This is a genomic window from Ruminococcus turbiniformis, from assembly GCF_020687545.1.
In the GTDB taxonomy this organism is placed as follows: Bacteria; Bacillota; Clostridia; order Lachnospirales; family Lachnospiraceae; genus Mediterraneibacter; species Mediterraneibacter turbiniformis.
Window position 1 is genome coordinate 1 of the sequence record NZ_JAJEQX010000040.1, and the last position, 26352, is coordinate 26352.

The window sequence follows — 26352 nt, forward strand, 5'->3', positions numbered from 1 at the left end:
CATTCTGGGCCAGAGGATATTATGTTTCAACAATTGGTAATATCACAGAAGATGCAATAAAGAAATATATAAGAGAGCAGGCGGAAGAATCGAGGAAAGAAGATTCAAGTAGTACCGCTTTATAAGCAGACCAGTAACAATGCTTGCGATACCCGCCCTTTTGGGCGAGCATGTAACCGGCCCTTATGAGGGCCAACTCAAACCACCACTTGAAGTGGTGGTTGTGACTTAGAGACTGGATCGAAGCGGGACCGAATAGAAGAACGCGGAGAAGAGAAAGTCGGAGAAAAGAAAAAAGGAAGACAGACGATGGGAAAGACAAAGACGAGACAGACAAGCAGACCGATCATGATACAGGGAACGATGTCCAATGTGGGGAAGAGCGCGCTGGCAGCAGGCCTCTGCCGGGTGCTCGCCCAGGACGGATTTTCCGTGGCGCCTTTTAAATCCCAGAACATGGCGCTGAACTCCTTTATCACGAAAGAAGGGCTGGAGATGGGCCGGGCCCAGGTCATGCAGGCAGAGGCGGCGGGAATCGATCCGGAGGCGGCGATGAACCCGATCCTTTTAAAGCCCACTAACGACACGGGCTCTCAGGTGATTATAAACGGAATACCGGTGGGAGTGATGTCCGCGGTGGAATATTACCGGCACAAGAAAGAATATATTCCATATATCATTGGCGCCTATGAGAGTCTGTCCCGGCGGTTTGACGTGATCGTGATCGAAGGGGCAGGAAGCCCGGCGGAGATCAATTTAAAAAAGGACGATATCGTGAATATGGGAATGGCGGAGCTTGTGGACGCCCCGGTTCTGCTGGCGGGGGATATTGACCGGGGCGGCGTGTTCGCCCAGATTGCGGGCACGGTCATGCTGCTCGAGGAACAGGAGAGAAGAAGAATCAAGGGAACGATTATCAACAAGTTCCGCGGTGATGTGTCGATCCTGAAGCCCGGTCTTACGATGCTCGAAGATCTGACCAAAATTCCGGTGCTCGGGGTTGTGCCGTATTTCAATCTGGATCTGGACGATGAGGACAGCCTGACGGAACGGTTTGAAAACCGGAAGAAAAAGAAAGCGGCGCTGGTCGATATTGCGGTGATACGCCTGCCCCGGATTTCCAATTTTACCGATTTCGCTCCGCTTGAGGCGATGGAGGAGGTCAATGTACGATACATTGACTCTCCCTCAGAGTTTGGAAACCCCGATGCGGTGATCCTCCCGGGAACAAAGAATACGATTCAGGATCTCCTCTGGCTGCGGCAGAGCGGGCTGGAGGCGCAGATTCTCAAATACGGGGCAAAAGGCGGCGTGATTTTCGGTATCTGCGGAGGATACCAGATGCTCGGACTTGCAGTCCGCGATCCCAAAGGCGCGGAACAGAAAGGCAGCATAAGAGGAATGGGACTTCTTCCCGCGGAGACGGTGTTTGAGGAGGAGAAGAGACGGACAAGGGTACACGGAAGATTCTGCAGGATGTCAGGCGTCCTGAGCGGGCTGAGCGGAGCCCGGTACGAGGGATATGAGATCCATATGGGACGGACAACTGCAGGGACGGGGGAGCATGCTCCGAAAGCTCTGAGCGAATCGGCGGCAAACGCTGAGGGAGCGTGCGGCGGGCCTCTTGTGACGCTTGCGAGGGATGCGGAAGCGTGCTCTGCCGCAATTCCCGGAGAGGGATATGGAATGGAAAACGGGATGAGAAACGGGACGGAATGCGAAACCCGGGAGACGGACGGAGTTCAGAGCGGCAGTGTGTATGGGTGCTATATTCACGGGATCTTTGACTCGCCGGAGGTGTCCGGAGGTTTTGTGAAGGCACTGCTGCGGAAAAAAGGATATGACCCGGAGCGCGTGAAAGCGGTGAACTGGAAAACCTACAAGGAAGAGCAGTATGACAGGCTTGCGGATATTCTAAGAGAAAGCCTGGACATGGAAGCCATATATCAGATCATAGAGAAAGGAAACGATGCGCCATGCGTTCTTTCGTAAGAATCGGAAGCAGAGAGAGTATTCTTGCCGTGAGGCAGGCAGAGATCATACGGGAGAGGATTCTTGCGTATGATCCGGAGATCTCTGTGGAAATTGTCACGATGAAGACGACAGGGGATAAAATCATGGACAAAAGTCTCGAAAAAATCGGCGGAAAGGGGCTGTTCGTCAAGGAGCTGGACCGTGCGCTTTTAGACGGCAGAATCGACATCGCCGTGCACAGCTTAAAAGACGTTCCCATGGAGGTGAACCCGGATCTGCCGCTTCTTGCGTACAGCAGGCGGGAAGATCCGAGAGACGTCCTGATCCTGAGGAGGGGGCTTGAAAAACTGCCGGAAAATGCGGTGGTCGGCACGTCCAGCAGAAGGCGGGCGCTTCAGATGTCAAAGCTTTTTCCGGGCTGTACGTTCCGGGGAATCCGGGGAAATGTCCACACGCGGATGCGAAAGCTGGAAGAGGAGGGATACGACGCGACCCTTCTGGCCGCGGCCGGGCTGAAGCGCCTCGGCATGGAGCATGTGATCGGCAGATATTTTTCCACAGAGGAGATGATACCGGCGGCGGGACAGGGGATTCTTGCCGTGCAGGGAAGAAGGGGAGAAACCTTCGGCTGGATCCCGGCGCTGGACGATCCGGCGGGGCGCGCGGCGGCCTGTGCGGAGCGGCAGTTTATCCGGACGTGCGGGGGCGGATGTACGTCGCCTTCTGCGGCATACGCTGAAGTGTCCGGCGGGGAGCTGAGAATAAGAGGCTTATACTACGATGAAAATTCCGGGGAATACCGGGAGGGAGAACTGTGCGCGGACATTTCCCGGGCAGAGCAGGCCGGAGAGGAGCTGGCGCGCAGGCTGATGGAAGATCAGGCAGCAGGAGGAAAATATGACAGAGAAAGAGCAGAAATGTAAGGAAGGAAAAGTGTGGCTTGTCGGAGCGGGCCCGGGGGATGCGGGACTTCTTACGGTTAAGGCGGCCAGACTTCTTAAAAAGGCGGACGTGATCGTTTATGATGCGCTGGTCAGTGCGGAACTGTTAAGCTGGCTGCCGGACCGGACAGAGAAAATCTATGTGGGAAAACATGCGGGGAATCACCCGGTTCCCCAGGAGGAGATCAATCAGATTCTCATCCGGGAAGCAAAGGCGGGAAAATGTGTTGTCAGGCTCAAAGGCGGCGATCCGTTTGTGTTTGGAAGAGGCGGAGAGGAGCTGGAGGCACTGGCGGAGGAAGGAATCCCCTTTGAGGCGGTGCCGGGAGTGACATCATCCGCGGCAGTTCCTGCATATGCCGGTATTCCGGTGACTCACAGAGACTATGCCTCGTCATTTCATGTGATTACCGGGCATGCGAAAAAAGACGGAACACTCAGCATTGATTTTCCGGCGCTGGTAAAGCTGGGCGGAACACTCGTTTTTCTCATGAGTGTATCTTCAATGGAAAAGATTTTAAAGGGACTTATGGACGCCGGGATGAATCCGGAGATTCCGGCCGCGGTTATAGAGCGGGGAACGACGGCCCGCCAGAGGCAGATCTGTGCGACAGTGGGCACGCTGAAGGAAAAATCGGATCTGGCAGAAATCCATACACCGGCAATGATTGTCGTGGGAGAAGTCTGTACACTCGCCGGGACGCTCGGCTGGGCGCAGAAGCGTCCTCTGGGAGGAAAACAGTATATTCTTACAAGACCGCGCCAGAACATGTCTGTGCTTGCGGAACGATTAAGAGCGCTCGGTGCTCAGGTGATCGAGATGCCGGCGATCCGGACGGAACCGGTCCGGCCCAACAAAAGGCTTAAGGAGGCGCTTGAGAGAATGGAGATGCCCGGGGAAAAGAAGGATGAGCTGTGGCTCGTCTTTACAAGCCCTGTTGGCGTGACAACATTTTTTGATGAACTCAGAGAGATAAAATACGATTTAAGAAAACTGTTATCGATTGAAAGAAATATAAAAGTTGCAGCTATAGGATCGGCTACCGCCGGAAAACTCGGGGAACACGGATTGTTTGCGGATCTTGTTCCGGAAGTATACAGTGCGCGTGAACTCGGAGAGAAGCTTGCAGCGGAGGCATCTCCCGGGGCGCACATTATGATTGTCCGGGCGGAGGAGGGATCCGGGGAGCTGGTTCCGCCGCTTCGGAAGGCGCAGCTTGAAGTGGAGGATATACCGCTCTACCGGACACTTTATGACGTTCATCCCGCGCTTCAGGAGGAAGTCAGAGAACTTCTGAAAAACGGGGAGATCGACGGAATGACATTTACAAGCGCGTCCACGGTACATGGATTCGTCCGGGCCATGGGCGGAGAGATCCCGTCCGGAATCCGGGCGGTCTGCATCGGGGAGCAGACTGCGAAGGCGGCAGCAGAGTACGGAATGGAGACCGTGGTATCCGACAGAGCGGATATGGACTCCATGGTGGAAAAGATTCTTGAAACAGCTGAGGAGGAATAAAAGATATGTTTGCGGATTATCATGTACACACAGAATTCAGCGACGATTCCGTTTACCCGATGGAAGACGTGATAAAAGACGCGGTCAAAATGGGAATGGATGAGATCTGTATCACGGATCATGTGGATTACGGCGTGAAAGAGGACTGGGACAGCGGCGCCGTGATTGAATACCGGGACGGAGATCCCCTGGCAAACGTGGACTATCCGAGATACATGACGCAGATCCGGAAAAAACTGCGGGATAAGCCGGGAAAGCCTATTCTGCCATGGGCTGCAGATATTTTACGATACGCTCCACTGTGCGCACAAAGGTATCGGTGTCTACATCCGGATTATTTAAAAATGCATGATAAGTTCCCTGAATACAGTAGGACAGGAGGATATTCTTCTCCGCGTCGTTCCCGTATTCAGGGTATTTTTTAAAGATTACCTTTTTCATCTCGGCATCGAGCCGGTCGCCCAGATGGTTCTGCTGCTTTCCGGAGAAAAGAATCCGGATCAGCGAGATCTGGGAGAGAAAGGCAAGGCATGCCGCCCGGGTAAAGGCATCGGAATTCTGAAACGAGTAGTCTTCAATATGAGAGATGCTGCTTATGATTGATGAGACGGTCTCCTGCTCCATCGTGTCCGAAAGCGCATATATATCGCAGTAGTGCGAGTAAAAAGTGGACTTGTTGATGCACGCAAGCTCGCACAGTTCTTTTACGCTGATTTTTTCCAGCGCTTTTTTCGCCCGCAGTTCGATGAAAGCGTTTTTGATCGCTTTTTCTGTCTTCTCAATGCGGAGATCCTTTTTCTCTTTCTTTTCTTCTTTTCTCTCTTTCAAACGATACCCCTCCTCAGAATCAGATCAGACGGAAGATCACGCCCGCAGGAAATAAACAGCAGAGCTGCGTCGTGTGAGATAACCGACAGATCCGCGGGATTCGTTGTTTATCCGACCAATGGCTGTTATTGACGGTGGACGGACCGGCTGTTCGCAGATAGTATAATTATAGAATAAAAAACGACTGCTGTCGATTATTTCCTGCGGAGGTGCTGTATGGATTTTTATGAATTTTATACGGGAAAATGTTTTGACGCGTACCGGTATCTGGGGGCGCATGTGTCGGAGGAGGGAACGGTATTCCGGACATTTGCTCCGTCCGCCTCAAAGATCTCCGTGATCGGGGAGTTCAGCGGGTGGGAAGAGAGGCCTATGGAGAAAGTACACGACGGTAATTTCTGGGAGTACATTTCGGCGGATGCGGAGCCGGGAATGATGTACAAATACCGGATTTACGACCGGGAGGGAAACTGGACGGATCATTGCGACCCGTACGGTTACGGGATGGAACTCAGGCCAAACACGGCTTCCTATATCCGGAATATGGGAAAATACAGGTTCAAAGACACCGCATGGATGAAAAAAAGGACGGACTGCAGGGACCGGGCACTCAATATTTTTGAGGTGCATTTCGGTTCGTTTAGGAAACCGGGGGACAAGCCGGATGAATGGTACCGCTATGATGAGATGGCGGATATCCTTATCCCGTATGTGAAGGAAAACAGGTATAACTATATTGAACTTATGCCCCTGTGCGAATATCCGTCTGATGAGTCGTGGGGATATCAGGGAACCGGATTTTTCAGCCCCACATCCCGGTACGGTACAGCGGATCAGCTGAAACGGTTTGTGGATGTGTGCCACCAGAACGGAATCGGCGTTATTCTCGATTTTGTGCCGGTTCATTTCGCGGTGGACGGGTATGCGTTGGCGAAATATGACGGGACGGCGCTCTATGAATACCCTCATTCGGCAGTGGGATACAGTGAGTGGGGAAGCTGCAATTTTATGCATTCAAGGGGAGAGGTGAGAAGTTTTCTCCAGTCAGCGGCAAATTACTGGCTCACAGAGTATCACATGGACGGGCTGCGCATGGACGCCATCAGCCGGGCGATCTACTGGCAGGGGATGCCGGAGCGGGGCGTCAATTCCAATGCGGTCGGATTTTTAAGAGAGATGAACCGGGGACTGAAGGAGAGGCACCCGTCTGTCATTCTCGCGGCGGAGGATTCCACCTGCTTCCCCGGCGTTACAAAGGATACGGAAGAGGGCGGGCTTGGGTTTGACTATAAATGGGATATGGGCTGGATGAATGATACGCTTGACTATTTCCGCACAGACCCGGAATACAGGAGTGAGAACTATCACAAACTGACATTTTCCATGGCGTATTATTATGATGAGAGATATCTTCTCCCGCTCTCCCATGATGAAGTTGTACACGGAAAAGCCACGATTCTGCAGAAGATGAATGGGGATTACGGACAGAAATTTCCCCAGGCGCGTGCGTTTTACATGTACATGTATGCGCATCCGGGCAAGAAGCTTAACTTCATGGGAAATGAAATCGGACATTTCAGGGAATGGGATGAGAAACGGGAGCAGGACTGGAACCTGCTGGATTATCCGGCGCACCGTCAGTTCCATCTGTTTATGCGGGATTTAAACCGTTTCTACCTGGAGCATCCCGCATTTTCGGAAAGAGACTATGACCCGGAGGGATTTCAGTGGATCGAGTGTCATGCGGAAGAAAAATGCATCTACGCCTTTGAGCGCAGATCCGCCGCGGCAGGATACAGCCGTGAACGGATTGCGGCGGTATTCAACTTTTCCGACCGGATGCAGGAGCACTGCCTGACAGTTGACGGAGCCGGGGAGCTCCGGCCGCTGTTTTCCAGCGATGCGGCGTGCTATGGAGGAACGCGGCAGACACCGGAGCGGGAATTGAGAGTGGCGGACGGGAAGTGCACGGTTGAGCTGAAACCGTTTTCCGCCGTCTATTTTGAAGTGATTCCCTTGCGTTCCTTTGCCCGTTCGATGAGTTCTTCAGCTTCGTCAAAGGCATCAGGCAGATAGTTTTCTGTCCATTCCTTCCCGGCCTTCTCCTGCTTTTTGATCTCTTCCCAGTCTGTCAGAGGTTCACCGGAACCGGAGAAGAGAGTGGGGCCGAACACATGGGGATGGCGGCGGATCATTTTGTCCGTGATGGACTGGATGACGTCATCCATCGTAAAATATCCTTCTTCCTCCGCGATCCGGGCATGGATGACGATCTGCATGAGAAGATCTCCGAGTTCTTCCTTTAAGTTATCCGGACTGCCGGTTGCGTCCAGTATGTTGATTCCGCAGATGACTTCTGCCGCTTCTTCAATACATGTTTTCTTAAGACTTGCGTGGGTCTGGGCCCGGTCCCACGGACATCCGTCCGGCCCGCGCAGCCGTGCAACAACCTGTACGAATTCTTCAAATTTTGTCACAGTACATCCTCCCTTTCTGATGTTTTGCTGTATGACAGAATTGTACTACAGATCCTGTAAGGATGCCATACCGGTTTTTTCAAATAGTATTCTCTAATCAATATCTATAAAAGTTATTTATCGATAATAGCGATTTTGAATTTCACATTCAAAGAGTTCTGCGCTAAAATTTCCAATGGACAGAAAATAAGGAGACGAACAGTTCGATATGGAACAGTTTATAAAAAGACTGACTGTGAACGGGCTGTCTGGAAAATTGCAGGAGGTGTTCTGAGAAATGAATGAAAGCTTCGGGCCGGAAGAGCTGGTCTTTATGATGAAGAGACTCAACCAGAATCTGTCGGTACAGCTGGAACAGAGCTTAAAATGCAGGGACATAACCGGCGTTCAGGTTTATTTTCTTGTCTATATTTTAAGACACCATCCGGAAGGCACATATCTTACAGAACTGTGCAGTGAGATCGGGGTGTCAAAGGCAACGCTCTCGGCTCTGATTAAAAAAATGAGAGAAAAAGACTATCTTTATTTCCATGAAGATCCGGATGATATCCGGAGGAAAAAACTGCTTCCCACGGGGAAACTGATCGCGGAGGGAAGCGAATTCCTGCAGAAGGCGGGGCGGATGGAGAAAGAGATCTTCAGCGGGCTTGACCAGCAGGAAAAGACTCAGCTGTGGGAACTGGAACAGAAACTGATGAATCGGTTCGTCACAATGGAAGATGAATAAAAACAGACAGGAGGTTTATTGACAGTGAGAAAAGTATTACAGCAGCTGCGGCAGTACAAACGGGACACCTTTCTCTGTATCGGACTGACCGCACTTGAAGTGATTATGGAAATACTGATGCCGTTTGTTACAGCTATTATTATCGACCAGGGACTGGAGGCAGGGAATCTTCCGGTTGTCTACCGTTACGGGGCGCTTATGGTGGTCATGGCGTTTCTAAGTCTGGCATTCGGCGCATTTGCAGGAAAAAAAGCGGCAAGCGCGGCGGCAGGTCTGTCCGCGAATCTGCGGGAGGCGATCTATGCCAACATCCAGACATTTTCCTTTTCAAACATTGACAAATTCAGCGTGCCGGGTCTGGTCACGCGTATGACAACAGATATTACAAACGTACAGAACGCATTTATGATGGTAATCCGTGTGGCGGTCCGGGCGCCGCTGAATCTGATTTTCAGTTTTGCGATGTGCCTGTTTATTAACGTGCAGCTCAGCGGAATGTTTCTGATCGCGGTTGCATTCCTCGTGGTTGTTATCGGATCAATCATGGTGGTCACGCTGAAAATATTCAGACAGGTATTCCGCAGATACGATGACTTAAACGCCAGCGTGCAGGAAAACGTGACAGCGATCCGTGTTGTCAAGGCGTTTGTGCGTGAAGACTATGAGAATGTCAAGTTCTCCAGGGCGTCAAAAATGCTTTATGATCTTTCCGTGAAGGCGGAAGGTCTGCTGGCGTTCAACAATCCGGCCATGATGGTTGCAGTCTATTTCTGTATTATTTCGGTTTCCTGGTTCGGCGCCCAGTTTATTGTGGGAGGTTCGCTGACAACAGGAGATCTGACCAGCCTGTTCAGTTACATTATGGCATTGCTCATGAGCCTGATGATGCTCTCCATGGTTGTCGTCATGATCAGTATGTCTATGGCGAGCATACGCCGTATCAGCGAAGTCCTGAGCGAGGAAGCGGATCTGACGGACCCGGAGGATCCGGTGATGACGGTGCCGGACGGAAGCATTGACTTTAACCATGTGAACTTTTCCTATAAGCATGGAAGCGGAAAGAACGCCCTGTCGGATATCGACCTTCACATCAAAAGCGGCGAGACGATCGGCGTGATCGGAGGAACCGGCTCGGGAAAGAGCAGTCTTGTCAATCTGATCTGCCGTCTCTACGATGTGGACAGCGGCTCCGTCTGTGTGGGCGGTATAGACGTCCGGAAATATGACACGGAAGTACTGCGAAACCAGGTTTCCGTCGTGCTTCAGAAAAATACACTTTTCTCGGGAACGATCCTCGACAACCTGCGCTGGGGCAACCCGGATGCGACAGAAGAAGAGTGTATCGAGGCGTGCAAGGCGGCGTGCGCCGATGAGTTTATCGACCGTATGCCCGCCGGGTATGAGACGAGAATCGAGCGGGGCGGAGCCAATGTATCCGGCGGACAGAAACAGCGTCTGTGTATTGCCCGCGCGCTCCTGAAAAAACCGAAAGTTCTGATCCTGGATGACTCCACAAGCGCCGTGGATACAGCGACGGATGCAAGCATCCGGGCCGCGTTTGAGAAAACGATTCCGGGGACGACAAAGATTATTATCGCGCAGAGAGTATCCAGCGTGGAGTCCGCCGACCGGATCCTCGTGCTGGATGACGGAAAGATCGACGCGTTCGATACCCACGAAAATCTGCTTGAAAATAATGCGATCTACCAGGAGATTTACAATTCCCAGCTGGAAGGCAGCGGTGACTTTGACCAGCCGGCCTGACCGGGGAGCAGAATAGCATGAAAGAAAGGAGAAACCTGATTTATGAACGATAAGTTAAATGAGAAAAAACCGGGCGGCCGGGCAAACAATGCTGCAAAGCTGATCAGCCGGGTCATCCGCTACATGCTTCATTACTATAAATATCCGTTTCTGCTTGTGATTGTCTGCATTCTGATTACAGCGATCGCGACAGTCGTCGGCGCAACCTTCCCGCAGACACTGGTGGATGATTACATCACGCCGATGCTTCAGAACGGTTCCGATGATTTCAGCGGGCTTGCCGCAGACCTGTTCCGGCTTGCCTGTGTTATGGGGATCGGTGTTATTGCGGCGTTTGCCTACAACAGGATTATGGTTAACGTAAGCCAGGGCACGATGCTCCATTTAAGAGACGATCTGTTCCGCCGGATGGAGTCGCTGCCGATCAAATATTTCGATACCCACGCCCACGGCGATATCATGTCAGTCTATACAAACGATGTGGATACGTTAAGACAGCTTTTAAGCCAGAGCATTCCGCAGATTATCAACTCCGTGATCACAATGATCGCCACGCTGATTACGATGATTGTCCTCAATCCCGCATTGACGGTGATCTCGATTCTGACAGCGGCTGTGATGCTTCTTGTCACGGCAAATTTCTCAAAGCTGTCCGGAAAATATTATGTCCGTCAGCAGATGGATCTAGGCGCTGTGGACGGATTCATTGAGGAGATGCTGGACGGCCAGAAAGTCGTCAAGGTCTTCTGCCATGAGGAGGCAGCAAAGAGGGATTTTCACGAAGTAAACGAAAGACTGCGGAACAGTACGGACAAGGCGAACCGCTATGCAAACCTGCTGATGCCGATCAACGCCAATATCGGATGGATCAGCTACGCGCTGGTGGCGATCGTCGGGGCAATCCTCGGAATCAACGGTCTTGCCGGAGTTACGATCGGTACAGTTGTAACTTTTGTGGGCCTGAACAAGAGTTTCACAAACCCGATCACGCAGGTCAGCCAGCAGATCAACTTCGTTGTCAACGCTGCCGCCGGTGCGCACCGTGTATTTGACCTGATGGATCAGGTGCCGGAGACAGACGAGGGATATGTGGAACTGGTCAACGCGAAAGAAGACGAAAACGGCAATCTGACAGAATCCGAAACCCGGACGAATCTGTGGGCATGGAAACATCCGCACAGGGCAGAGGGCACGGTCACTTATACGAAACAGGAGGGGGAAGTTGTCTTCGACGACGTGGATTTCGGCTACAATGAAGACAAGATTGTGCTTCATAATATCAGCCTCTATGCGAAACCCGGACAGAAGATCGCCTTTGTCGGCGCTACGGGAGCAGGAAAGACGACGATTACGAACCTGATCAACCGGTTCTACGATATCGCGGACGGAAAGATCCGCTACGACGGAATCAATATCAACAAGATCAAGAAGCCGGATCTGAGAAGATCCCTCGGAATTGTGCTTCAGGATACCCACCTGTTTACTGGAACCGTCATGGAGAATATCCGCTACGGAAAGCTGGACGCTACAGATGAAGAGTGCATCCGGGCCGCGAAGCTTGCCAACGCGGACGGATTTATCCGCCGCCTGCCGGACGGTTATGATACGATGCTCACCGGCGACGGGGCAAACTTAAGCCAGGGCCAGAGACAGCTCCTTGCAATCGCCAGGGCAGCTGTGGCGGATCCGCCGGCGCTGATCCTTGACGAGGCGACGTCGTCGATCGATACCCGTACCGAGAAGCTGGTGCAGGCGGGAATGGATGCGCTTATGAAAGGACGTACGACGTTTGTCATTGCTCATCGTCTGTCTACAGTCAAGAACTCGGACTGCATCATGGTTATGGAGCAGGGATGTATTATAGAGAGGGGAACCCACGACGAGCTGATGGAAGCGAAGGGAAAGTATTATCAGCTTTATACCGGAAATTTCGCGGCATAGATTTAATCCTCCACCCCGGCCAGGCGTTTCATCCTGTTATATGTAAAGTGGTTGAACACCGCAACGGATCTTCCTACGCCGATGACCGCGATTACAGTGCCGATGCCAACTCCGCCCAGACCGCCGGTAAAGACAAGGCTGATCGCCAGGGCGAAACTGATATTTACCAGATCGAAACAGTTTTTCGTAAAGCCGACGCTCTTGTGAATACAGTCCGCGATGGCCTGTACGATTCCGTCGCCCGGGTTCGGAATATAGCGCATGTTAAGCGACATTGCGGCTCCGATACCGGTGAGGATAACAGCGATGACAACAACTGCAATGCGAAGAAGCATCTCCGGCACAGCTCCGAGTGTGCCGGAAGGAATATCCGGAAGCACTGCGGAGAAAAGATTCAGAAACCGGGTGAACACAATACTGAGAGGAAACTGAAGAAGATCCACAAGAAGGATATATTTTATGCTGGCCCTGTTGGCGTGTACAAGAGCAGGGTCAGATTTTTTTGTCCTGCGGCGGTCCTGCCAGAGGTGAAGCACAATCTCAATGCAGACAAAAAGGCCGTACAGGCCAAGCGTGACGTCGCCGAAATTGAGGTCAAAGATCAGGGAGATACTGTATGATACCGAAATAATTGCCGAGACACCGAGTCCGGCCTTTGTGTTAAGCGTCAGTCCGAGCGCCAGAGTCAGAAGACCGAGCGCGTAGAACAGAACGCGGTAAAAGACGGGATTTTTCATTTTGCCTTATTCCTTTCCATCAACGGGTTTGCCCGTTTTGTCCATCTTTTCTATTTTATCTGTTTTCTGAACTATTTGTCAAATTCCGCGTTCACAATAATCATCTGGACATACCCTCCTGCTCAATGCTACAATATACCTGTTCGTAAAAATGACGGAAGAGCGGAGATGATAAGCTTGGGAAAGAACAATGACAAGACTAACGTCATGCGTGTGCTCGATCAGAAAAAGATTGAGTACAGAAGTTATAATTACCTGAATACGGGAGCGGTCAGCGGCTCGGATGTGGCCCGGGCGCTCGGGGAAGATCCGGATATGGTCTTCAAGACGCTTGTGACAGTGGGAAAGACAAAGACAAACTATGTGTTCGTCATTCCGGTTGACAGGGAGCTGGATTTAAAGAAAGCGGCCCGGTGTGTGGGAGAGAAAAGCATTGAGATGATAAAGCAGAAGGAACTGCTTCCGCTTACCGGATATGTGCACGGCGGATGTTCGCCCATCGGAATGAAGAAACAGTTTGCGACAACGATAGACAAAAGCGCGGAGAATTTTGACAGGATTATTTTCAGCGCGGGAAAGATCGGATATCAGGTGGAAGTAAGCCTTGACGACCTGAAAAAGGTAATCCGTTTTGAGACGGCGGATATTACAGAGTAAATGAACGAAAAAGCAGCGGAGCAGATTTTAAGAGGAACGCTGTGACGGCGGTATGCCGGGAAGGCACGATGAGAAGGGCAGGTGAAGAGAGAATGCTGAGATACACTCTGAAGAGAATGCTGATCGGCGTTCTCTCTCTTATTGTGCTTGCCACAGTCACGTTTTTCCTTGTGAGAATCATGCCGGGGAGTCCTTTTCAGCAGGGCGGCGTTTCATCTCAGGTCGTGGAGGCTGTGGAGGAAGAGTACGGGCTGAATGAGCCGATCTTCACCCAGTATCTGAATTATATGGGAGGACTTCTGAAAGGAGACTTCGGGATCTCGTACCAGGATCCGTCCACAGAGGTGGCAGAAGTGATAAAAAGGGCGTGGCCGGTGACTGCCTCTGTGGGAATTGCTGCGCTTGCAGTGTCTGTTCTTCTCGGGACGGGGCTTGGAATTCTCAGGGCAGTGTCAGAGAAGAGAGCGGTGCGGGAGATTATCTCCGGCGCGGGAATGCTGGCGGCAGGCATACCGACGTTTGCCGCGGCGATACTTCTTCTGCTTCTGTTCAGTGTCAGGCTGAAGTGGCTTCCGGCCTCCGGTCTGCTCTCCCCGGCTCATTACATTCTTCCTGTGACTGCGCTGGCGCTCTATCCGGCGGCCGTCATATCGAGGCTGACTTCCAATGCCCTTTCTGCGGAGATGGGAAAGGCATATTACCTCTTTGCACGGGCGAAAGGACTTGGAAAATGGAGGGCTGTTTTTACTCATGCACTGAAAAATGCATATCTTCCGGTGCTTAACTATGTGGGGCCTGCATCGGCCTCGCTTCTCACCGGAAGTTTTGTTATTGAGAGCATTTTTACCATACCCGGACTCGGACGGGAGTTCGTCGGCTCCATCACGAACCGGGACTATACGCTGATTCTCGGGCTTACTGTTTTTATGGGAGCAGTGGTGATCGCGGTAAATCTGGCTACGGATCTCCTCTGCGCGTGGCTGAGTCCCGAGACGGGACGAGCATATAAAAAAGCAGACGGCAGGCAGAGAAAATAGAAAACAGGCATTAAGACAGATAGAGGGCAGAAGAAAAAGAACGGCAATATATTCAGAAACAGAAGGAGGAGACCATATGCGCGGCAGAGCCGGACGGATCTGGAAAAAGTATACGGGCGGAAGCAAAATGGCAGCGGCAGGCTGTGCAATTCTGGCGCTCTGGATCATCCTTGCCATTGCGGTTCCCCTTTTCGGGCCGTGGTCATGGTCAGAGCAGAACGCTGAGATCCGTAACCAGACCTCCTCTCTGGCACACTGGTTCGGCACGGACCGGTTCGGGCGCGACCTGTTCGCGAGAGTCTGGTACGGCGCGGGGCTGAGTCTGTTTATCGGCATTGTGAGCGCCCTGATCAACGGAGGAATCGGCGTGATGTACGGAGCGGTCTGCGGATATGCAGGCGGGAAGACCGACATGCTTCTGATGCGGGCTGCGGACATTATTTCTTCCATCCCGTCCATGCTCTACGTGATCCTTATCACGCTTGTTATGGGAGCAGGCGCCGGGAGCATCATTCTCGGGCTATGTGTTGCCGGCTGGATCAGTATGGCGAGGATTGTGAGAGGGGAGATTATCAGGCTGAAAGAGGCGGACTATGCCTGCGCGGCGCGCATGGAAGGGATTCCGCCGCTGCGTATCCTGGTCAGACATCTGCTGCCGAACGCGGCGGGCCCGATCCTTGTGAATCTGATCTTCCTTGTGCCGCAGGCTGTTTTTACAGAGGCGTTTTTAAGCTTTCTCGGCGTCGGGATTGCGGCTCCGGCAGCCAGTCTCGGCACGATCATCCAGGAGGCGAGAAGCCAGATGATCCTTTATCCGTATCAGATGATCTGGCCGCTTCTTGTATTGTGCGTCATGATTCTTGCACTGAATATGATCGGAACGGCAGTTGAGGAGAAAACAGGCGGCAGGAGAGGATGGAGCGAATGAGCTTGCTTGAAGTGGAAAGACTGAATGTAAAATACCGCACGGAACAGGGAGTCCGGCATGTGTTAAGAGACGTGAGCTTCACGGTAGAAAAAGGTGAGATCGCGGGGATTGTGGGAGAGTCCGGTTCCGGGAAAACGACGGCCATGCTGGCAGTCATGGGACTTCTGGGACAGGACGCTTCCGTGGGATGCGAAAAGCTTGCCCTGGACGGGAAACGTCCTGTGCCGGGACAGAGCGCGGCGATGGTGTTTCAGGACTCTCTGAGCTGTCTGAATCCTTCGGTCCGGATCGGGCGGCAGATTGCGGAAACGGTAAAGATACGGAGAAAATGCAGCCGGTCCGAGGCAGAGCAGCGTGCGGAGGAACTGCTGGATATGGTTGGAATCTCTGATCCGCACCGGAGGATGAGACAGTATCCTTCTGAACTCTCGGGAGGAATGCGGCAGAGAGTAGTAATCGCCATTGCCCTTGCTTGTGAGCCGGATCTCATCATCGCGGACGAGCCTACGACAGCTTTGGATGCGGCGGTGCAGTCACAGATCCTTCTTCTCCTTAAGAGAATTGTAAAGGAAACAGGAACGTCGCTGCTCCTTGTCAGCCACGATCTCGGGGTGACTGCGGCCCTCTGTAAAACAGTGTACGTCCTGCACGAAGGAACTGTCGTGGAAAGCGGAAACGCGGAGGAGATTTTCTACGCGCCCCGTCACGGGTATACGAGAGCGCTTCTGACCCGTGCGGGAAAGATTCATCAAAAAAGCGCGGAAGCACACGGGAAAGAACCTGTACAGGAAGAAGAAAGAAGAGCCGAAGGGGAGCCCCTTGTGCGCGCGGAACGGATTACGAAAGAGTATGGAGCGGGCGAAGGGCTGTGCGGTCTTTCTCTTGAGATTGCTCAGGGGGAAACGCTGGCTCTTGTGGGAGAGAGCGGAAGCGGGAAGACGACGTTTGCAAAAATTCTGTCAGGAGTAATGGAGGCGGATGGCGGCGCTCTGTTTTACCGGGGCGAATGTCTGAACCGGAATCTGCGGAAAAGCGGGACGGGAAGAAAGATCCAGATGGTGTTCCAGGATCCCTATTCCGCACTGAATCCATGTCTTACAGTCGGGGAAGCGCTCTTGGAAGCAGCCCGCGGCCCCCGGCGTACGGAGACAGAGAGCCGTGTGGAAGAGATGCTTGAGATGGTCGGAATGTCCGGCGGGGATGCACGGAGGTATCCGGCGGATTTTTCGGGAGGACAGCGCCAGCGCATCGGAATTGCAAGGGCGCTGATCACAGAGCCGGAGCTTCTGATATGCGACGAGGCTGCGGCGTCGCTTGACGCGGAGGCGAAAGAGCAGATTCTTGCTCTGCTTGAGGAGATAAAGGAGCGCAGGAAGATCTCCTGCCTTTTTATCTCCCACGATATCGGGCTTGTGCGCCGGATCAGTGACAGGGTGGCCGTGATATACGGCGGATATGTTGTGGAGACGGGCCGGACAAAAGAGATATGTTCTGACCCCTGGCATCCGTATACGAAGCAGCTTCTGGAGGCTGTTCTGGAACCGGACCCGCTGCGCGCATCGAAGATCCGTGCGGTCCCGTTAAGAGAAAGCGGCGGAAAGGACACCGGGTGCCCGTTCGCGGGACGGTGCGGCTATGCGCTGGACTGCTGCAGGAGAGAGAATCCGGAGACGTATGTGTTCGGAGACAGAGAGATCGCGTGTTTCCTCTATTCTGAGAAACACAGCGGGAAGCGGGCGGACGGCTACAGGATGATGTCGCAGATCTGATGCTGCGGGGAAAAAGGACAAAAGAAACAGGAAGTAGGAAAAGGATAAAATAAGGAGAACAGGATGAGGCTGAAAAAGACAGCGGCTCTTCTGACGGCAGCGGCGCTGTGTACGGTGCTGACTGCCGGATGTGTAACCGCGGTACCGGAGGAGAATACAGAAGGAAAAAATATCACAGTTGCCATCAGCAGCGATACGGGGTCCATGGACCCGGCGGGATCCATTGCCCTGACGTATCTTTCCTACTCGGTAAGTGCCCTGGATGAGCTGCTTACTTATAATGAAGACGGGGAGATCGAATACAGGGCCGCCGAAAGCTATGAGGTGAATGAAGACTCGACAGTCTGGACGTTCCACCTGAGGGAGGATGCGCTGTGGTCAGACGGCTCACCTGTGACTTCGGCAGATTTTCTCAATACGATTACACGCGCCCTGGACCCGGCGTCGGGAAGCGGCTACGCGGTGTATCTTTTCCCGATAGAAAATGCGGAAGAGATCTATAACGGAGAGGCGGAGGCGGGCACGCTGGGCGTGGAGACGCCGGATGATTACACACTGATCTTCCGCCTTGAAGAGCCGTGTGTCTATTTCCTTGACCTGCTCAGGCTTCCCGTGTATACGCCGTCCTGCGCGAAGTATGCGGACTCCGTCGAAAGCGGCTGGGACAGAGATCCCGAAACGAGCCTGTCCAACGGCCCGTTCTGCCTTGCGGAATATGTACCCGACCAGTATTTTGTTCTGAATAAGAATGAAAACTACTGGGATGCGGATGAGATAAAGCTGGACTCGATCACATACAGGTTTTTCGATGATACGCAGTCAATGGCAAATGCGTACGAGGCGGGAGAGGTGGATGTGGCGACCTCTCTGTCATCTGCGGTTATGGAAGCCTATGAAGGAGCGGAAGATCTCCTCGTGACGGATCAGATTGCCACAAGATATATTTACATGAATCTGAATGTGGAGCCGTTAAACGATGTGCGGGTGAGGGAGGCAATCAACCTGGCCATCGACAGGGAGGAACTCTGCCGGATTGTGGGAAGCGATACGGAGCCCACATACAACCTGGTGGCAAAATATATGAAAGACAAAGCGACAGGGGAGTATTTTGTGGATGGGGCGTCCCGTCCTTTTGAGGAAGACGTGGAGCGGGCGAGAGAGCTTCTGGCAGAGGCAGGCTACCCGGACGGAGAAGGCTTCCCAGAGCTTACTTATAATTATCCCACGCTGGAGATGGATTCCGATACAGCGCAGGTGATTCAGGAGCAGCTGAAGAAAAATTTGAATATTGAGATAAAGCTTGAAGCACAGGAACTTCAGGCCAATTATTCCACAAGGTATTCCGGGGAGTTTGACCTGTGCCGTATGAACTGGACCGCAGATTTTTCGGATCCGTATACATACCTGTCCATGCTTTTGTCCAACAGTACATACAACTGCAGCGGTATTCAGGATGAAGTCTACGACGGGGTTGTGGAACAGTCCAATTCCGAGACAGACCCCATGAAGCGTTCCGAACTGCTTCATGAAGCGGAGCAGATCGCTGTGGGAGAGCAGTTCTATATTATCCCGCTGTATGCGATGAAGAGCGTGAACCTTGTGAATCCGGATATAAGCGGAATCCGTCAGGTGGCGGCCAGCGGAGCGCTGGAATACAGGTACGCGGATGTCGCAGAAAATCAGTGAAATTACATATCCTGGAACGGATGACCCTGTGTGCGCTGACGCTTGCCTGAAGGCAGGAATAACAGAACAGCAAAAATAGCAGAACAGCAGAAACAGCCGGAACAACCGGAATAGTAAGAACAGCAGGAATAACAGGAAAAGGAGAGGGCGAGATGGCGGGCAGAATGGAACTTGTTATCGGAGGCAGCGGAAGCGGCAAGTCCGCCTACTCCGAATCTGCCGCAGCAGAAATGCACAGAGCGCTGTGTACGGAAACAGGCACAGAGATCCCGTTTTACTATATTGCGGATATGATTCCGCACGGTGCGGAGACAGAGGAAAAGATCAGGAAACACAGAGAAATGCGCAAAGACAGAGGGTTTCAGACGCTGGAATGGTATGTAAACCTGGAGGAAAAGATCAGGAAGGAAGAGATCCCCGAAGGTTCCTGCGCGCTTCTGGAATGTGTTTCCAACCTGACGGCAAACGAGATGTATGAGTCCGACGGTGCCCGCGAAGATGCCGCCGGGGCGGTCATAAGGGGGATACACCTTCTCAGGGAGCGGTGCGCGTCTCTGACTGTGGTGACAAACGACGTGTTCTGCGAGGCGGGGACAGACTCGGCGGAAATGGACGCGTATAAAAGGACACTTGGACAGATCAACCGGGAACTTGCGGAAGAAGCCGACGCTGTGACAGAGGTCGTATACGGAGTGCCAGTAAGGCGGAAGCCGGAGGAAAAACGACAGGACAAACCGCAGAAAGAATGGCGGAAAAATCTGCAAGAAAATCTGCAGGGAAAACGGCAGGATGAACCGCAGAAAGAATGGCGGGAAGAGCAGGAGGGAAGATCTGTGAGAACAATGACAGTGATAACCGGTGGGGCATATCAGGGAAAGCGCCGTTTTGCGGAGCAGATCAGTCCGGGACTTTGCTGGGCGGACGGGACAGACTGCCCGCTTGAAGAGATTGAACAGTGCGGGGCAGTGGATCATTTCCATCTGTTTGTGCGGAGATGGCTGAGCTCCGGGCGGACGGCGGAAGAACTCGTGAACACGATACTTGAGAAAAATCGGGGAATTACAGTTGTATGCTGCGAGATCGGCTGCGGTCTAGTCCCTGTGGACGCTTTCGAGCGCAGATGCAGGGAAGAAACGGGGCGGATCTGCACAGAACTGGCTGAAAAGGCGGAACATGTATACCGGGTCGTGTGCGGGATCGGGCAGCAGCTTAAATAATACAAGGAGAGTGGAGAATGCTGGGTGAACTGGAGCAGGTGCGTCCTGCGGATATCGAGAAGAGAAGTTTTGAGATGATTACGGAGGAGCTGGGCGGAAGGAAATTCCCTCCGGAAACAGAGCCGATTATAAAACGCTGTATTCATACGAGTGCGGATTTTGACTACGCAGACAATCTCGTGTTTTCGGACAATGCGGTGGAACGGGCGCTTCAGGCGCTGAAAAACGGGGCGAGTATTGTGACGGATACGCAGATGGCAAAAGCAGGGATCAACAAAAAGCGCCTGTCACAGTATGGCGGGGAAGTGCTCTGCTTTATGTCAGATGAAGATGTGGCACAGGCGGCGGCAGAGAACGGCACGACAAGAGCCGCGGCGAGCATGGACAAAGCAGCGGAACTGTACAGAAAGCGGCAGGCAGAAGGCAGCGGGGACGGCGGACTGATTTTCGCCATCGGCAACGCTCCGACCGCTCTTGTGAGGCTTTATGAACTTGTCCGGGAAGGGGGAGTGAAACCGGAGCTGATTATCGGTGTTCCGGTCGGCTTCGTCAATGTGGTGCAGGCGAAGGAACTCATCCTGGAGTTAAGTGACACGCCTTACATCGTGGCGAGGGGAAGAAAAGGCGGAAGCAATATCGCGGCCTGTATCTGCAATGCGCTGCTGTACATGCTCTGATATGAAGAATTTTTGTACATATTCTGACACGAAGAACTTTGTGTATGCCGTGCCGCAGTGAATTGTGGAAATGCCGCGGAGAAAGGAGAAGAAGGGGAAGAGATGGAGAAAGCTTATTTTCCCATGTTTGTGGATATTAAAGGAATGAAAATCCTCGTCGTCGGCGGCGGAAATATCGCACTGCGCCGGGTGAAGACCCTCCTGGAGTTCGGTGCGGACGTGCAGGTGATCGCACCGGAACTCTGTGCAGGTATGAAAGAGCTGGCAGCTGAGGGAAAGATCCGGTCTGAACTCAGAGAGTATATGGAGGGAGATGCGGAATCTGCCGGGATTGTGATCGCCGCGACTGACAGCAGGGCAGTCAACCGGGCCGTACAGGAGGAGTGCAGGCACAGAAAAATTCCGGTGAATGTGGCGGATGACAGAGACTCCTGCGATTTTTATTTTCCCTCTGTTGTGATAACGGACGAGGCAGTGATCGGAATCAATTCCGGAGGAGAAGATCCGGGCCGGGTGAAGCGGGTGCGAAGCGGGATTGAAGCGCTGTACGGGAACCGCAGGGACTATTCTGATGACAGGATTGAAAAATGAGAAGCTTTTGTATATAATATTGATTAAAATGCTTCAGAAAGGACTAAAGAAGGAATGGGAGATACTTTACAGATTCTGATCGCCATGGTCATCTACATGGCGGCGGTAATCATCATAGGTGTAACTTTCGCGAGAAAAGCCAATGCCAGTTCGGATGCGTATTTTCTTGGCGGGAGGAGTTTGGGACCATGGGTGACGGCCATGAGCGCAGAGGCATCGGATATGTCCGGATGGCTGCTCATGGGACTGCCGGGTGTGGCATACTGGTGCGGAATTTCAGACGCTGCCTGGACAGCTATCGGACTTGCGGCCGGAACGTATGTCAACTGGCTGATTGTGTCAAAGCGGCTGAGACGCTACAGCGAAAAGGCAGGAAATGCCATTACGCTGCCGGAATTTTTTTCTAACCGATATCATGAAAAAAACAAGGTGATCATGACGATCGCCGCGGTGTTTATACTGATCTTTTTCACCGTGTATGCGGCGAGCTGTCTTGTAACCTGCGGCAAGCTCTTTTCTACTCTGTTTGGGCTGCCGTATGTGCCGATGATGATCGTAGGGGCTGTGTTTGTTCTGATTTATACGATCATCGGAGGATTCCTCGCGGAGAGTGCGTCTGATTTTATGCAGGCGATTGTAATGATCATTGCACTTGCGGTAATCGTGCTGACCGGTACATATGCAGCAGGCGGATTTGGCGCGGTGATTGAAAACGTACGCTCGATTCCCGGATTCCTTGATTTCTTCGGAATTGCCACTCCGCAGACTGTAGACGGGGTGCAGCAGGCGGCGAACGGAGTGCCGCTGTTCGGAGAAGCGGGACAGTATGGAATCCTGTCTGTCGTATCAGCGCTTGCGTGGGGGCTGGGTTATTTTGGTATGCCTCAGGTCCTTCTGCGTTTCATGGCAATCCGTGAGGAGGGGGAACTGACCCGTTCACGCCGGATTGCGGTAGTTTGGGTTGTGATCTCGCTTACGATCGCCGTGTTTATCGGTCTGGTTGGAAGAACTCTCTTCCCGACTGCGCTCACGACATCGGCAGAGGCGGAGAATGTATTTATTCTTCTGGCCACGAACCTGCTTCCTCCGCTGCTTGCGGGATTTGTAATGGCCGGTATTCTGGCGGCGACAATCAGCTCGTCGGATTCCTACCTTCTGATCGCCGCTTCTGCGTTTGCGAAGAATATTTATCAGGGACTCGCAAGAAAGAAGGCTTCCGACAGGGAAGTGCTCAATGTCTCGAGAATAACGCTTTTACTGATTGCTGTTGTGGCAATCATTATCGCACTGGATGAAAACAGTGTGATCTTTACCATTGTAAGTTTTGCCTGGGCGGGATTCGGAGCGACCTTCGGACCGCTGATGCTCTTCAGCCTGTTCTGGAAACGGACGACGCGCGCAGGCGCGATTGCCGGAATGCTCGGCGGCGGAGTGATGGTGTTTGTATGGAACCTGCTTGTCCGTCCGCTTGGCGGGATGTGGGATATCTATGAACTTCTGCCGGCATTTATTTTCTCCAGTCTGTGTATTGTTGTGGTATCGCTGCTGACGCAGAAACCGTCGGAGGAGATGCAGAGGGAGTTCGAGGAAGTGAAGAACCCGGCAGCCGGAAATTAGAAATCATAAACAGTGAAAATAGAGAAAGACACAGTGACGGAAAGCCGCCGCTGTGTCTTTTCTCTTTATATGATATAGGGCTTCTCTTGACATTTCTACGTTTGTAGAATATAATGATTCTACAAACGTAGAAGCTAAATCTGATTTCGACGATAGATAATGGAAGAAACATGTGCTGATAATCCGGGCATGTTTTCGGCAAAACGAGAGGAGGATACATATGAAAGAAATAAAACGCCTTCCGGAAAGTGAACTTGAGATCATGCAGATCATATGGAAGGAGGAAACGCCGGTCTCGAGAATGACGGTCGAAAACGCTCTGCAGGAGGTTCATCCCCTGGCGCCGACGACGATATTGACGCTGCTGACGCGCCTCTGCGAAAAAGGATTTCTTGCACTTAGAAAAGAGGGAAGGTCAAACCTGTACGAACCGCTCATAACAGAGAGGGAATATCTGGCCTCGGAGAGCAGGTCGTTTCTTGACAGGCTCTTCGGAGGCTCTGTCGCCGGTTTCGCGACAGCCCTGTGCGACAGCGGTGTGAAAAAGGAGGAAGTGGAAGAACTGAAAAGGCTTCTTGAGAAAGGAGAGCTCTGATATGTCGGACACGGTTCTTATGTATGGATTTCGTATTTTCTGGGCTCTGTTTCTGGGAGCCATGCTTGCGGGCACGTTCCACAGATCCTGGAATATAGAGAACAGGGACAGATATGTTTTATCTGCGGTACGGGAAGATACGTCTGTCGGCATTGATCCGATACTTTTCCCGATCATGCTCGGGTTCTATATTCTGTTGTATGGGGTGATAAGCGGACGGGAGAAAAGCAGACTGTATATATTGAACGTTTCTATAGATGTATTTTTATTTATCAGCGTGTATTTCACACTGCTTCTTATCCTTCTGCCTGTTTTGCGGAAATACTATACGGCAAAAACGTGCGCTGCCTTCTGGCTAGTGCCTGTTCTGCTGTTTTACCAGCCCAATATGCTGTACTCGAGGAATATGGCGCTGCCGCCTAAGGCGGTTCTGTATATTCCCTGGGATATTTTAAGACTGTCCTTTCTTATATGGATAGCCGGATTTGCTGTCATTTTTGCGATTCAGATCATTTCTCATATAAATTATGCAGGGAAGCTTAAGAAGAACTCCCGGGACGTGGAAGAACCGGAGCTGCGGGAAAAGTGGAAAAAGCTGACCAGGGAAATGGGGATGTCAGATGAAATCGGCCTTCGCTACTGCGCTGCAATCCGTACCCCTCTGTCCGTCGGTATGCGAAAGAAGAACAGGACGACATATCTGCCGGAACGGAGATTCACAGAAGAAGAGGTCGGACTTATCTTTCTTCACGAACTGAATCATATCCGGAGAAATGATATTCACACAAAGTTTTTCCTCAGGTTCTGCACGGCGCTTGGATGGTTTCATCCTTTTGTGTGGCTTGCGGTGAAAAAGGCGGAAGATGATCTGGAACTTTCGTGCGATGAAATTGTGCTGAAAGATGCCGATGACAGCAGGAGAAAGAAATATGCGGAGCTGCTGCTGGCAATCGCAGGGGAAGCGAAAGGATTTACAACCTGTCTCTCTGCTACTGCGGAGACGCTGCGTTATCGTCTGAGAGCGACTGTAACGCCCGGAAAGAAAAGGCTGGGAATCGGACTTCTGTTTGTTATCATGACGGTGAGCTGTCTGAGTGTCGGAAATATCGGGATTGCAACGGAGAGGCAGACGGCTGCGGAGGCTATCGGGTTAAAAGGCGGCATAGAGAATATAGAAGAATTTACCTATACCGAAAATGAAAAGACGTTTGTCATAAAAGATATGGAGCGTCTTGCACAGTACCTCTCGGAAATACAGGTAGAGCGTCTGCTCGCGGAATATGAGGCGGGAAATGAGGATGGAGTTCATATATATGGAAGATCGGACGGGCTGGAATATACGCTTTATATATCCGGAGAGTATCTGAGGACAGGAATGCTGGAAGAGGACGGAGGCTATCGGTATCAGACATATCATATCTGTGCGCCGGTTGATATGGAATATATCAGGACACTGGATATGGAACCTGCCGCGTCAAGTTAGAAACAGTTAAAAACAATTGAGCGGACGCAAAAAGTATTGTAAGATGGAAGATAAGAATGGAAACAGATAGCAGAATGATGCTGTATGTGTAAGAAGGAGGAAAATTATGGGCAGCATGAAGGAGAAAATGCATACAGGCGAGCTTTATCTTCCGGGAGATGCAGAAATTATGGAAGACCAGGTCAGGAGACTGGACCGTCTTTATGATTACAATAAGACACGTCCGACAGAAGGCACGAAAAGGGAAGCGATGTTAAAGGAGATGTTTGCGGAAGTCGGAGAAGGATGCTATATTGAACCTCCGTTTCACGCGAACATGGGCGGAGGCAACGTTCACTTCGGAAACTATGTCTATGCAAACTTCAACTTAACGATGGTGGACGATACCCATATCTATGTGGGTGATTATACGATGTTTGGCCCGAATGTAACTGTTGCCACAGCCGGACATCCGATTCTGCCTGAGCTGAGAGAGAAAATGTATCAGTACAATATGCCGGTACATATCGGAAAGAGATGCTGGATCGGAGCCGGTGCGGTTATTGTGCCCGGAGTGACGATCGGAGACGATACGGTGATCGGAGCAGGAAGTGTTGTGACGAAGGATATTCCCGCAGGGGTGGTCGCTGTAGGAAATCCATGCAGAGTTTTGAGAGAGATCGGCGACTATGACAGGGAGTATTATTTCAAAAACAGAAAGATTGATTATGAGGCTATAGAATAAATTCCGCGTCCCGGGAATGCTCTGATGATGTCAGAATTGTGTGAATTGTCTGAAATAAATAAAAAAGAGAAAAAACATTGACAATTCCCTCCGGTGATGATAAGATAGCACCTGTCGCTGATGACGGGGACACAACAACAGAGCAGATCGGCTCAGCCGGAGACGCGGAGGCGGAACGACCGGGGAGCTGAGAAATGAAAAAAAGTTGTTGACAGAACCGGAAAGATGTGATAATCTATATAAGCTGTCATCGAGAGCCGGACATCACGAAGGCTGAGATGAAACAGAAAAATAAAAAAGTTCTTGACAAACGAAAAGAGATTTGATAAAATATCGAAGCTGTCGCTTGAAAAGAACGACAGGAACCTTGATAACTGAACAATAGACAACAACCCTTGAAAATTTCTTTGAAGAGAAAATTTTTCGAACAGCGGAGGCTGTGCGAGCAAGGCGGCAGACTGGA

Annotated in this window: 24 protein-coding genes and 1 pseudogene; 21 read left to right on the forward strand and 4 right to left on the reverse strand. The window is 51.9% G+C overall.

Going from position 1 to position 26352, the window contains the following annotated elements; genetic code table 11:
• The 5 genes and pseudogenes from LKD70_RS16015 to LKD70_RS16035 form a co-directional block, all read left to right on the forward strand.
• A partial coding sequence (locus LKD70_RS16015; RefSeq protein ID WP_227708838.1) for a transposase occupies positions 1-125 on the forward strand: 125 nt, incomplete at its 5' end.
• A 184-nt stretch (positions 126-309) separates the two neighbouring features.
• Positions 310-1992, forward strand: a complete 1683-nt coding sequence (locus LKD70_RS16020; protein ID WP_227708881.1) for a cobyric acid synthase — start codon at positions 310-312, stop codon at positions 1990-1992.
• The gene (gene hemC / locus LKD70_RS16025; RefSeq protein WP_227708882.1) at positions 1977-2897 is read left to right on the forward strand and encodes a hydroxymethylbilane synthase; all 921 of its coding nucleotides are present in this window, start codon (positions 1977-1979) and stop codon (positions 2895-2897) included. The genes LKD70_RS16020 and hemC overlap by 16 nt, the downstream gene beginning before the upstream one ends.
• Entirely contained in the window at positions 2872-4434 is a 1563-nt protein-coding gene (gene cobA, locus LKD70_RS16030) for a uroporphyrinogen-III C-methyltransferase (protein ID WP_227708883.1), read from the forward strand. The genes hemC and cobA overlap by 26 nt, the downstream gene beginning before the upstream one ends.
• A gap of 5 nt (positions 4435-4439) precedes the next feature.
• A pseudogene (locus LKD70_RS16035) lies at positions 4440-4658 on the forward strand (PHP domain-containing protein); the annotation flags it as partial.
• A gap of 34 nt (positions 4659-4692) precedes the next feature.
• Here the strand turns inward: LKD70_RS16035 and LKD70_RS16040 are convergent.
• Positions 4693-5262 (reverse strand): TetR/AcrR family transcriptional regulator, encoded by a 570-nt coding sequence (locus LKD70_RS16040; protein ID WP_227708884.1) that lies wholly within the window; start codon positions 5260-5262, stop codon positions 4693-4695.
• A 216-nt stretch (positions 5263-5478) separates the two neighbouring features.
• Between LKD70_RS16040 and glgB the strand changes: the two genes are divergently transcribed.
• On the forward strand, positions 5479-7338 hold the full coding sequence (glgB, locus tag LKD70_RS16045; protein ID WP_227708885.1) for a 1,4-alpha-glucan branching protein GlgB: 1860 nt from the start codon (positions 5479-5481) through the stop codon (positions 7336-7338).
• On the opposite strand, the gene LKD70_RS16050 is transcribed toward glgB, so the two are convergent.
• Positions 7260-7739, reverse strand: coding sequence for a MazG nucleotide pyrophosphohydrolase domain-containing protein (locus LKD70_RS16050; RefSeq protein WP_227708886.1), 480 nt, complete (start codon positions 7737-7739; stop codon positions 7260-7262). The genes glgB and LKD70_RS16050 overlap by 79 nt on opposite strands.
• 277 nt (positions 7740-8016) lie before the next feature.
• Between LKD70_RS16050 and LKD70_RS16055 the strand changes: the two genes are divergently transcribed.
• From LKD70_RS16055 to LKD70_RS16065, 3 genes are read left to right on the forward strand one after another with little or no spacing between them, the layout of a single operon-like run.
• On the forward strand, positions 8017-8466 hold the full coding sequence (locus LKD70_RS16055) for a MarR family winged helix-turn-helix transcriptional regulator (protein ID WP_227708887.1): 450 nt from the start codon (positions 8017-8019) through the stop codon (positions 8464-8466).
• Positions 8467-8490: 24 nt separating this feature from the next.
• A complete protein-coding gene (locus LKD70_RS16060) occupies positions 8491-10230 on the forward strand; it encodes an ABC transporter ATP-binding protein (RefSeq protein WP_227708888.1) in 1740 nt (579 codons plus the stop codon).
• A 42-nt stretch (positions 10231-10272) separates the two neighbouring features.
• Complete coding sequence (locus LKD70_RS16065) at positions 10273-12171, forward strand: ABC transporter ATP-binding protein (protein WP_227708889.1); 1899 nt, start codon at positions 10273-10275, stop codon at positions 12169-12171.
• Between the two features lie 2 nt (positions 12172-12173).
• Here the strand turns inward: LKD70_RS16065 and LKD70_RS16070 are convergent, their stop codons facing one another.
• Positions 12174-12908: a hypothetical protein gene (locus tag LKD70_RS16070; RefSeq protein WP_227708890.1), complete on the reverse strand. Its 735-nt coding sequence runs from the start codon at positions 12906-12908 to the stop codon at positions 12174-12176.
• A gap of 207 nt (positions 12909-13115) precedes the next feature.
• Between LKD70_RS16070 and ybaK the strand changes: the two genes are divergently transcribed.
• The 12 genes from ybaK to LKD70_RS16130 all read left to right on the forward strand — a co-directional run bounded on the left by ybaK (position 13116) and on the right by LKD70_RS16130 (position 25889).
• Entirely contained in the window at positions 13116-13565 is a 450-nt protein-coding gene (ybaK, locus tag LKD70_RS16075; RefSeq protein WP_407690988.1) for a Cys-tRNA(Pro) deacylase, read from the forward strand.
• 41 nt (positions 13566-13606) lie between these two features.
• Complete coding sequence (locus LKD70_RS16080) at positions 13607-14602, forward strand: ABC transporter permease (RefSeq protein ID WP_227708892.1); 996 nt, start codon at positions 13607-13609, stop codon at positions 14600-14602.
• Positions 14603-14678: 76 nt separating this feature from the next.
• The gene (locus tag LKD70_RS16085) at positions 14679-15530 is read left to right on the forward strand and encodes an ABC transporter permease (RefSeq protein ID WP_320442611.1); all 852 of its coding nucleotides are present in this window, start codon (positions 14679-14681) and stop codon (positions 15528-15530) included.
• Positions 15527-17299, forward strand: a complete 1773-nt coding sequence (locus LKD70_RS16090) for an ABC transporter ATP-binding protein (RefSeq protein ID WP_265104905.1) — start codon at positions 15527-15529, stop codon at positions 17297-17299. The genes LKD70_RS16085 and LKD70_RS16090 overlap by 4 nt, the downstream gene beginning before the upstream one ends.
• Positions 17300-17362: 63 nt before the next feature.
• Positions 17363-18985, forward strand: coding sequence for a peptide ABC transporter substrate-binding protein (locus LKD70_RS16095; protein ID WP_227708894.1), 1623 nt, complete (start codon positions 17363-17365; stop codon positions 18983-18985).
• Between the two features lie 152 nt (positions 18986-19137).
• Entirely contained in the window at positions 19138-20202 is a 1065-nt protein-coding gene (locus LKD70_RS16100; RefSeq protein ID WP_227708895.1) for a bifunctional adenosylcobinamide kinase/adenosylcobinamide-phosphate guanylyltransferase, read from the forward strand.
• A 17-nt stretch (positions 20203-20219) separates the two neighbouring features.
• Entirely contained in the window at positions 20220-20879 is a 660-nt protein-coding gene (locus LKD70_RS16105; RefSeq protein ID WP_227708896.1) for a precorrin-8X methylmutase, read from the forward strand.
• Between the two features lie 102 nt (positions 20880-20981).
• Positions 20982-21470 (forward strand): precorrin-2 dehydrogenase/sirohydrochlorin ferrochelatase family protein, encoded by a 489-nt coding sequence (locus LKD70_RS16110; RefSeq protein ID WP_227708897.1) that lies wholly within the window; start codon positions 20982-20984, stop codon positions 21468-21470.
• Positions 21471-21524: 54 nt separating this feature from the next.
• Positions 21525-23087: a sodium/proline symporter PutP gene (gene putP, locus LKD70_RS16115; RefSeq protein WP_227708898.1), complete on the forward strand. Its 1563-nt coding sequence runs from the start codon at positions 21525-21527 to the stop codon at positions 23085-23087.
• Positions 23088-23307: 220 nt separating this feature from the next.
• On the forward strand, positions 23308-23682 hold the full coding sequence (locus tag LKD70_RS16120) for a BlaI/MecI/CopY family transcriptional regulator (RefSeq protein ID WP_227708899.1): 375 nt from the start codon (positions 23308-23310) through the stop codon (positions 23680-23682).
• Between the two features lies 1 nt (position 23683).
• The gene (locus tag LKD70_RS16125; protein ID WP_227708900.1) at positions 23684-25165 is read left to right on the forward strand and encodes a M56 family metallopeptidase; all 1482 of its coding nucleotides are present in this window, start codon (positions 23684-23686) and stop codon (positions 25163-25165) included.
• A 106-nt stretch (positions 25166-25271) separates the two neighbouring features.
• A complete protein-coding gene (locus LKD70_RS16130) occupies positions 25272-25889 on the forward strand; it encodes a sugar O-acetyltransferase (protein WP_227708901.1) in 618 nt (205 codons plus the stop codon).
• A 152-nt stretch (positions 25890-26041) separates the two neighbouring features.
• Here the strand turns inward: LKD70_RS16130 and LKD70_RS16135 are convergent.
• On the reverse strand, positions 26042-26352 hold a 311-nt coding region (locus LKD70_RS16135), incomplete at its 5' end, for a hypothetical protein (RefSeq protein ID WP_227708902.1).

What these genes read in the sequence shown, in the direction of transcription:
- LKD70_RS16020 (WP_227708881.1), top strand. Translation starts at nt 310, where the DNA reads ATGGGAAAGACAAAGACGAGACAGACAAGCAGACCGATCATGATACAG.
- hemC (WP_227708882.1), top strand. Translation starts at nt 1,977, where the DNA reads ATGCGTTCTTTCGTAAGAATCGGAAGCAGAGAGAGTATTCTTGCCGTG.
- cobA (WP_227708883.1), top strand. Translation starts at nt 2,872, where the DNA reads ATGACAGAGAAAGAGCAGAAATGTAAGGAAGGAAAAGTGTGGCTTGTC.
- glgB (WP_227708885.1), top strand. Translation starts at nt 5,479, where the DNA reads ATGGATTTTTATGAATTTTATACGGGAAAATGTTTTGACGCGTACCGG.
- LKD70_RS16055 (WP_227708887.1), top strand. Translation starts at nt 8,017, where the DNA reads ATGAATGAAAGCTTCGGGCCGGAAGAGCTGGTCTTTATGATGAAGAGA.
- LKD70_RS16065 (WP_227708889.1), top strand. Translation starts at nt 10,273, where the DNA reads ATGAACGATAAGTTAAATGAGAAAAAACCGGGCGGCCGGGCAAACAAT.
- LKD70_RS16070 (WP_227708890.1), bottom strand. Translation starts at nt 12,908, where the DNA reads ATGAAAAATCCCGTCTTTTACCGCGTTCTGTTCTACGCGCTCGGTCTT.
- ybaK (WP_407690988.1), top strand. Translation starts at nt 13,116, where the DNA reads ATGCGTGTGCTCGATCAGAAAAAGATTGAGTACAGAAGTTATAATTAC.
- LKD70_RS16085 (WP_320442611.1), top strand. Translation starts at nt 14,679, where the DNA reads ATGCGCGGCAGAGCCGGACGGATCTGGAAAAAGTATACGGGCGGAAGC.
- LKD70_RS16090 (WP_265104905.1), top strand. Translation starts at nt 15,527, where the DNA reads ATGAGCTTGCTTGAAGTGGAAAGACTGAATGTAAAATACCGCACGGAA.
- LKD70_RS16095 (WP_227708894.1), top strand. Translation starts at nt 17,363, where the DNA reads ATGAGGCTGAAAAAGACAGCGGCTCTTCTGACGGCAGCGGCGCTGTGT.
- LKD70_RS16100 (WP_227708895.1), top strand. Translation starts at nt 19,138, where the DNA reads ATGGCGGGCAGAATGGAACTTGTTATCGGAGGCAGCGGAAGCGGCAAG.
- LKD70_RS16105 (WP_227708896.1), top strand. Translation starts at nt 20,220, where the DNA reads ATGCTGGGTGAACTGGAGCAGGTGCGTCCTGCGGATATCGAGAAGAGA.
- LKD70_RS16110 (WP_227708897.1), top strand. Translation starts at nt 20,982, where the DNA reads ATGGAGAAAGCTTATTTTCCCATGTTTGTGGATATTAAAGGAATGAAA.
- putP (WP_227708898.1), top strand. Translation starts at nt 21,525, where the DNA reads ATGGGAGATACTTTACAGATTCTGATCGCCATGGTCATCTACATGGCG.
- LKD70_RS16120 (WP_227708899.1), top strand. Translation starts at nt 23,308, where the DNA reads ATGAAAGAAATAAAACGCCTTCCGGAAAGTGAACTTGAGATCATGCAG.
- LKD70_RS16125 (WP_227708900.1), top strand. Translation starts at nt 23,684, where the DNA reads ATGTCGGACACGGTTCTTATGTATGGATTTCGTATTTTCTGGGCTCTG.
- LKD70_RS16130 (WP_227708901.1), top strand. Translation starts at nt 25,272, where the DNA reads ATGGGCAGCATGAAGGAGAAAATGCATACAGGCGAGCTTTATCTTCCG.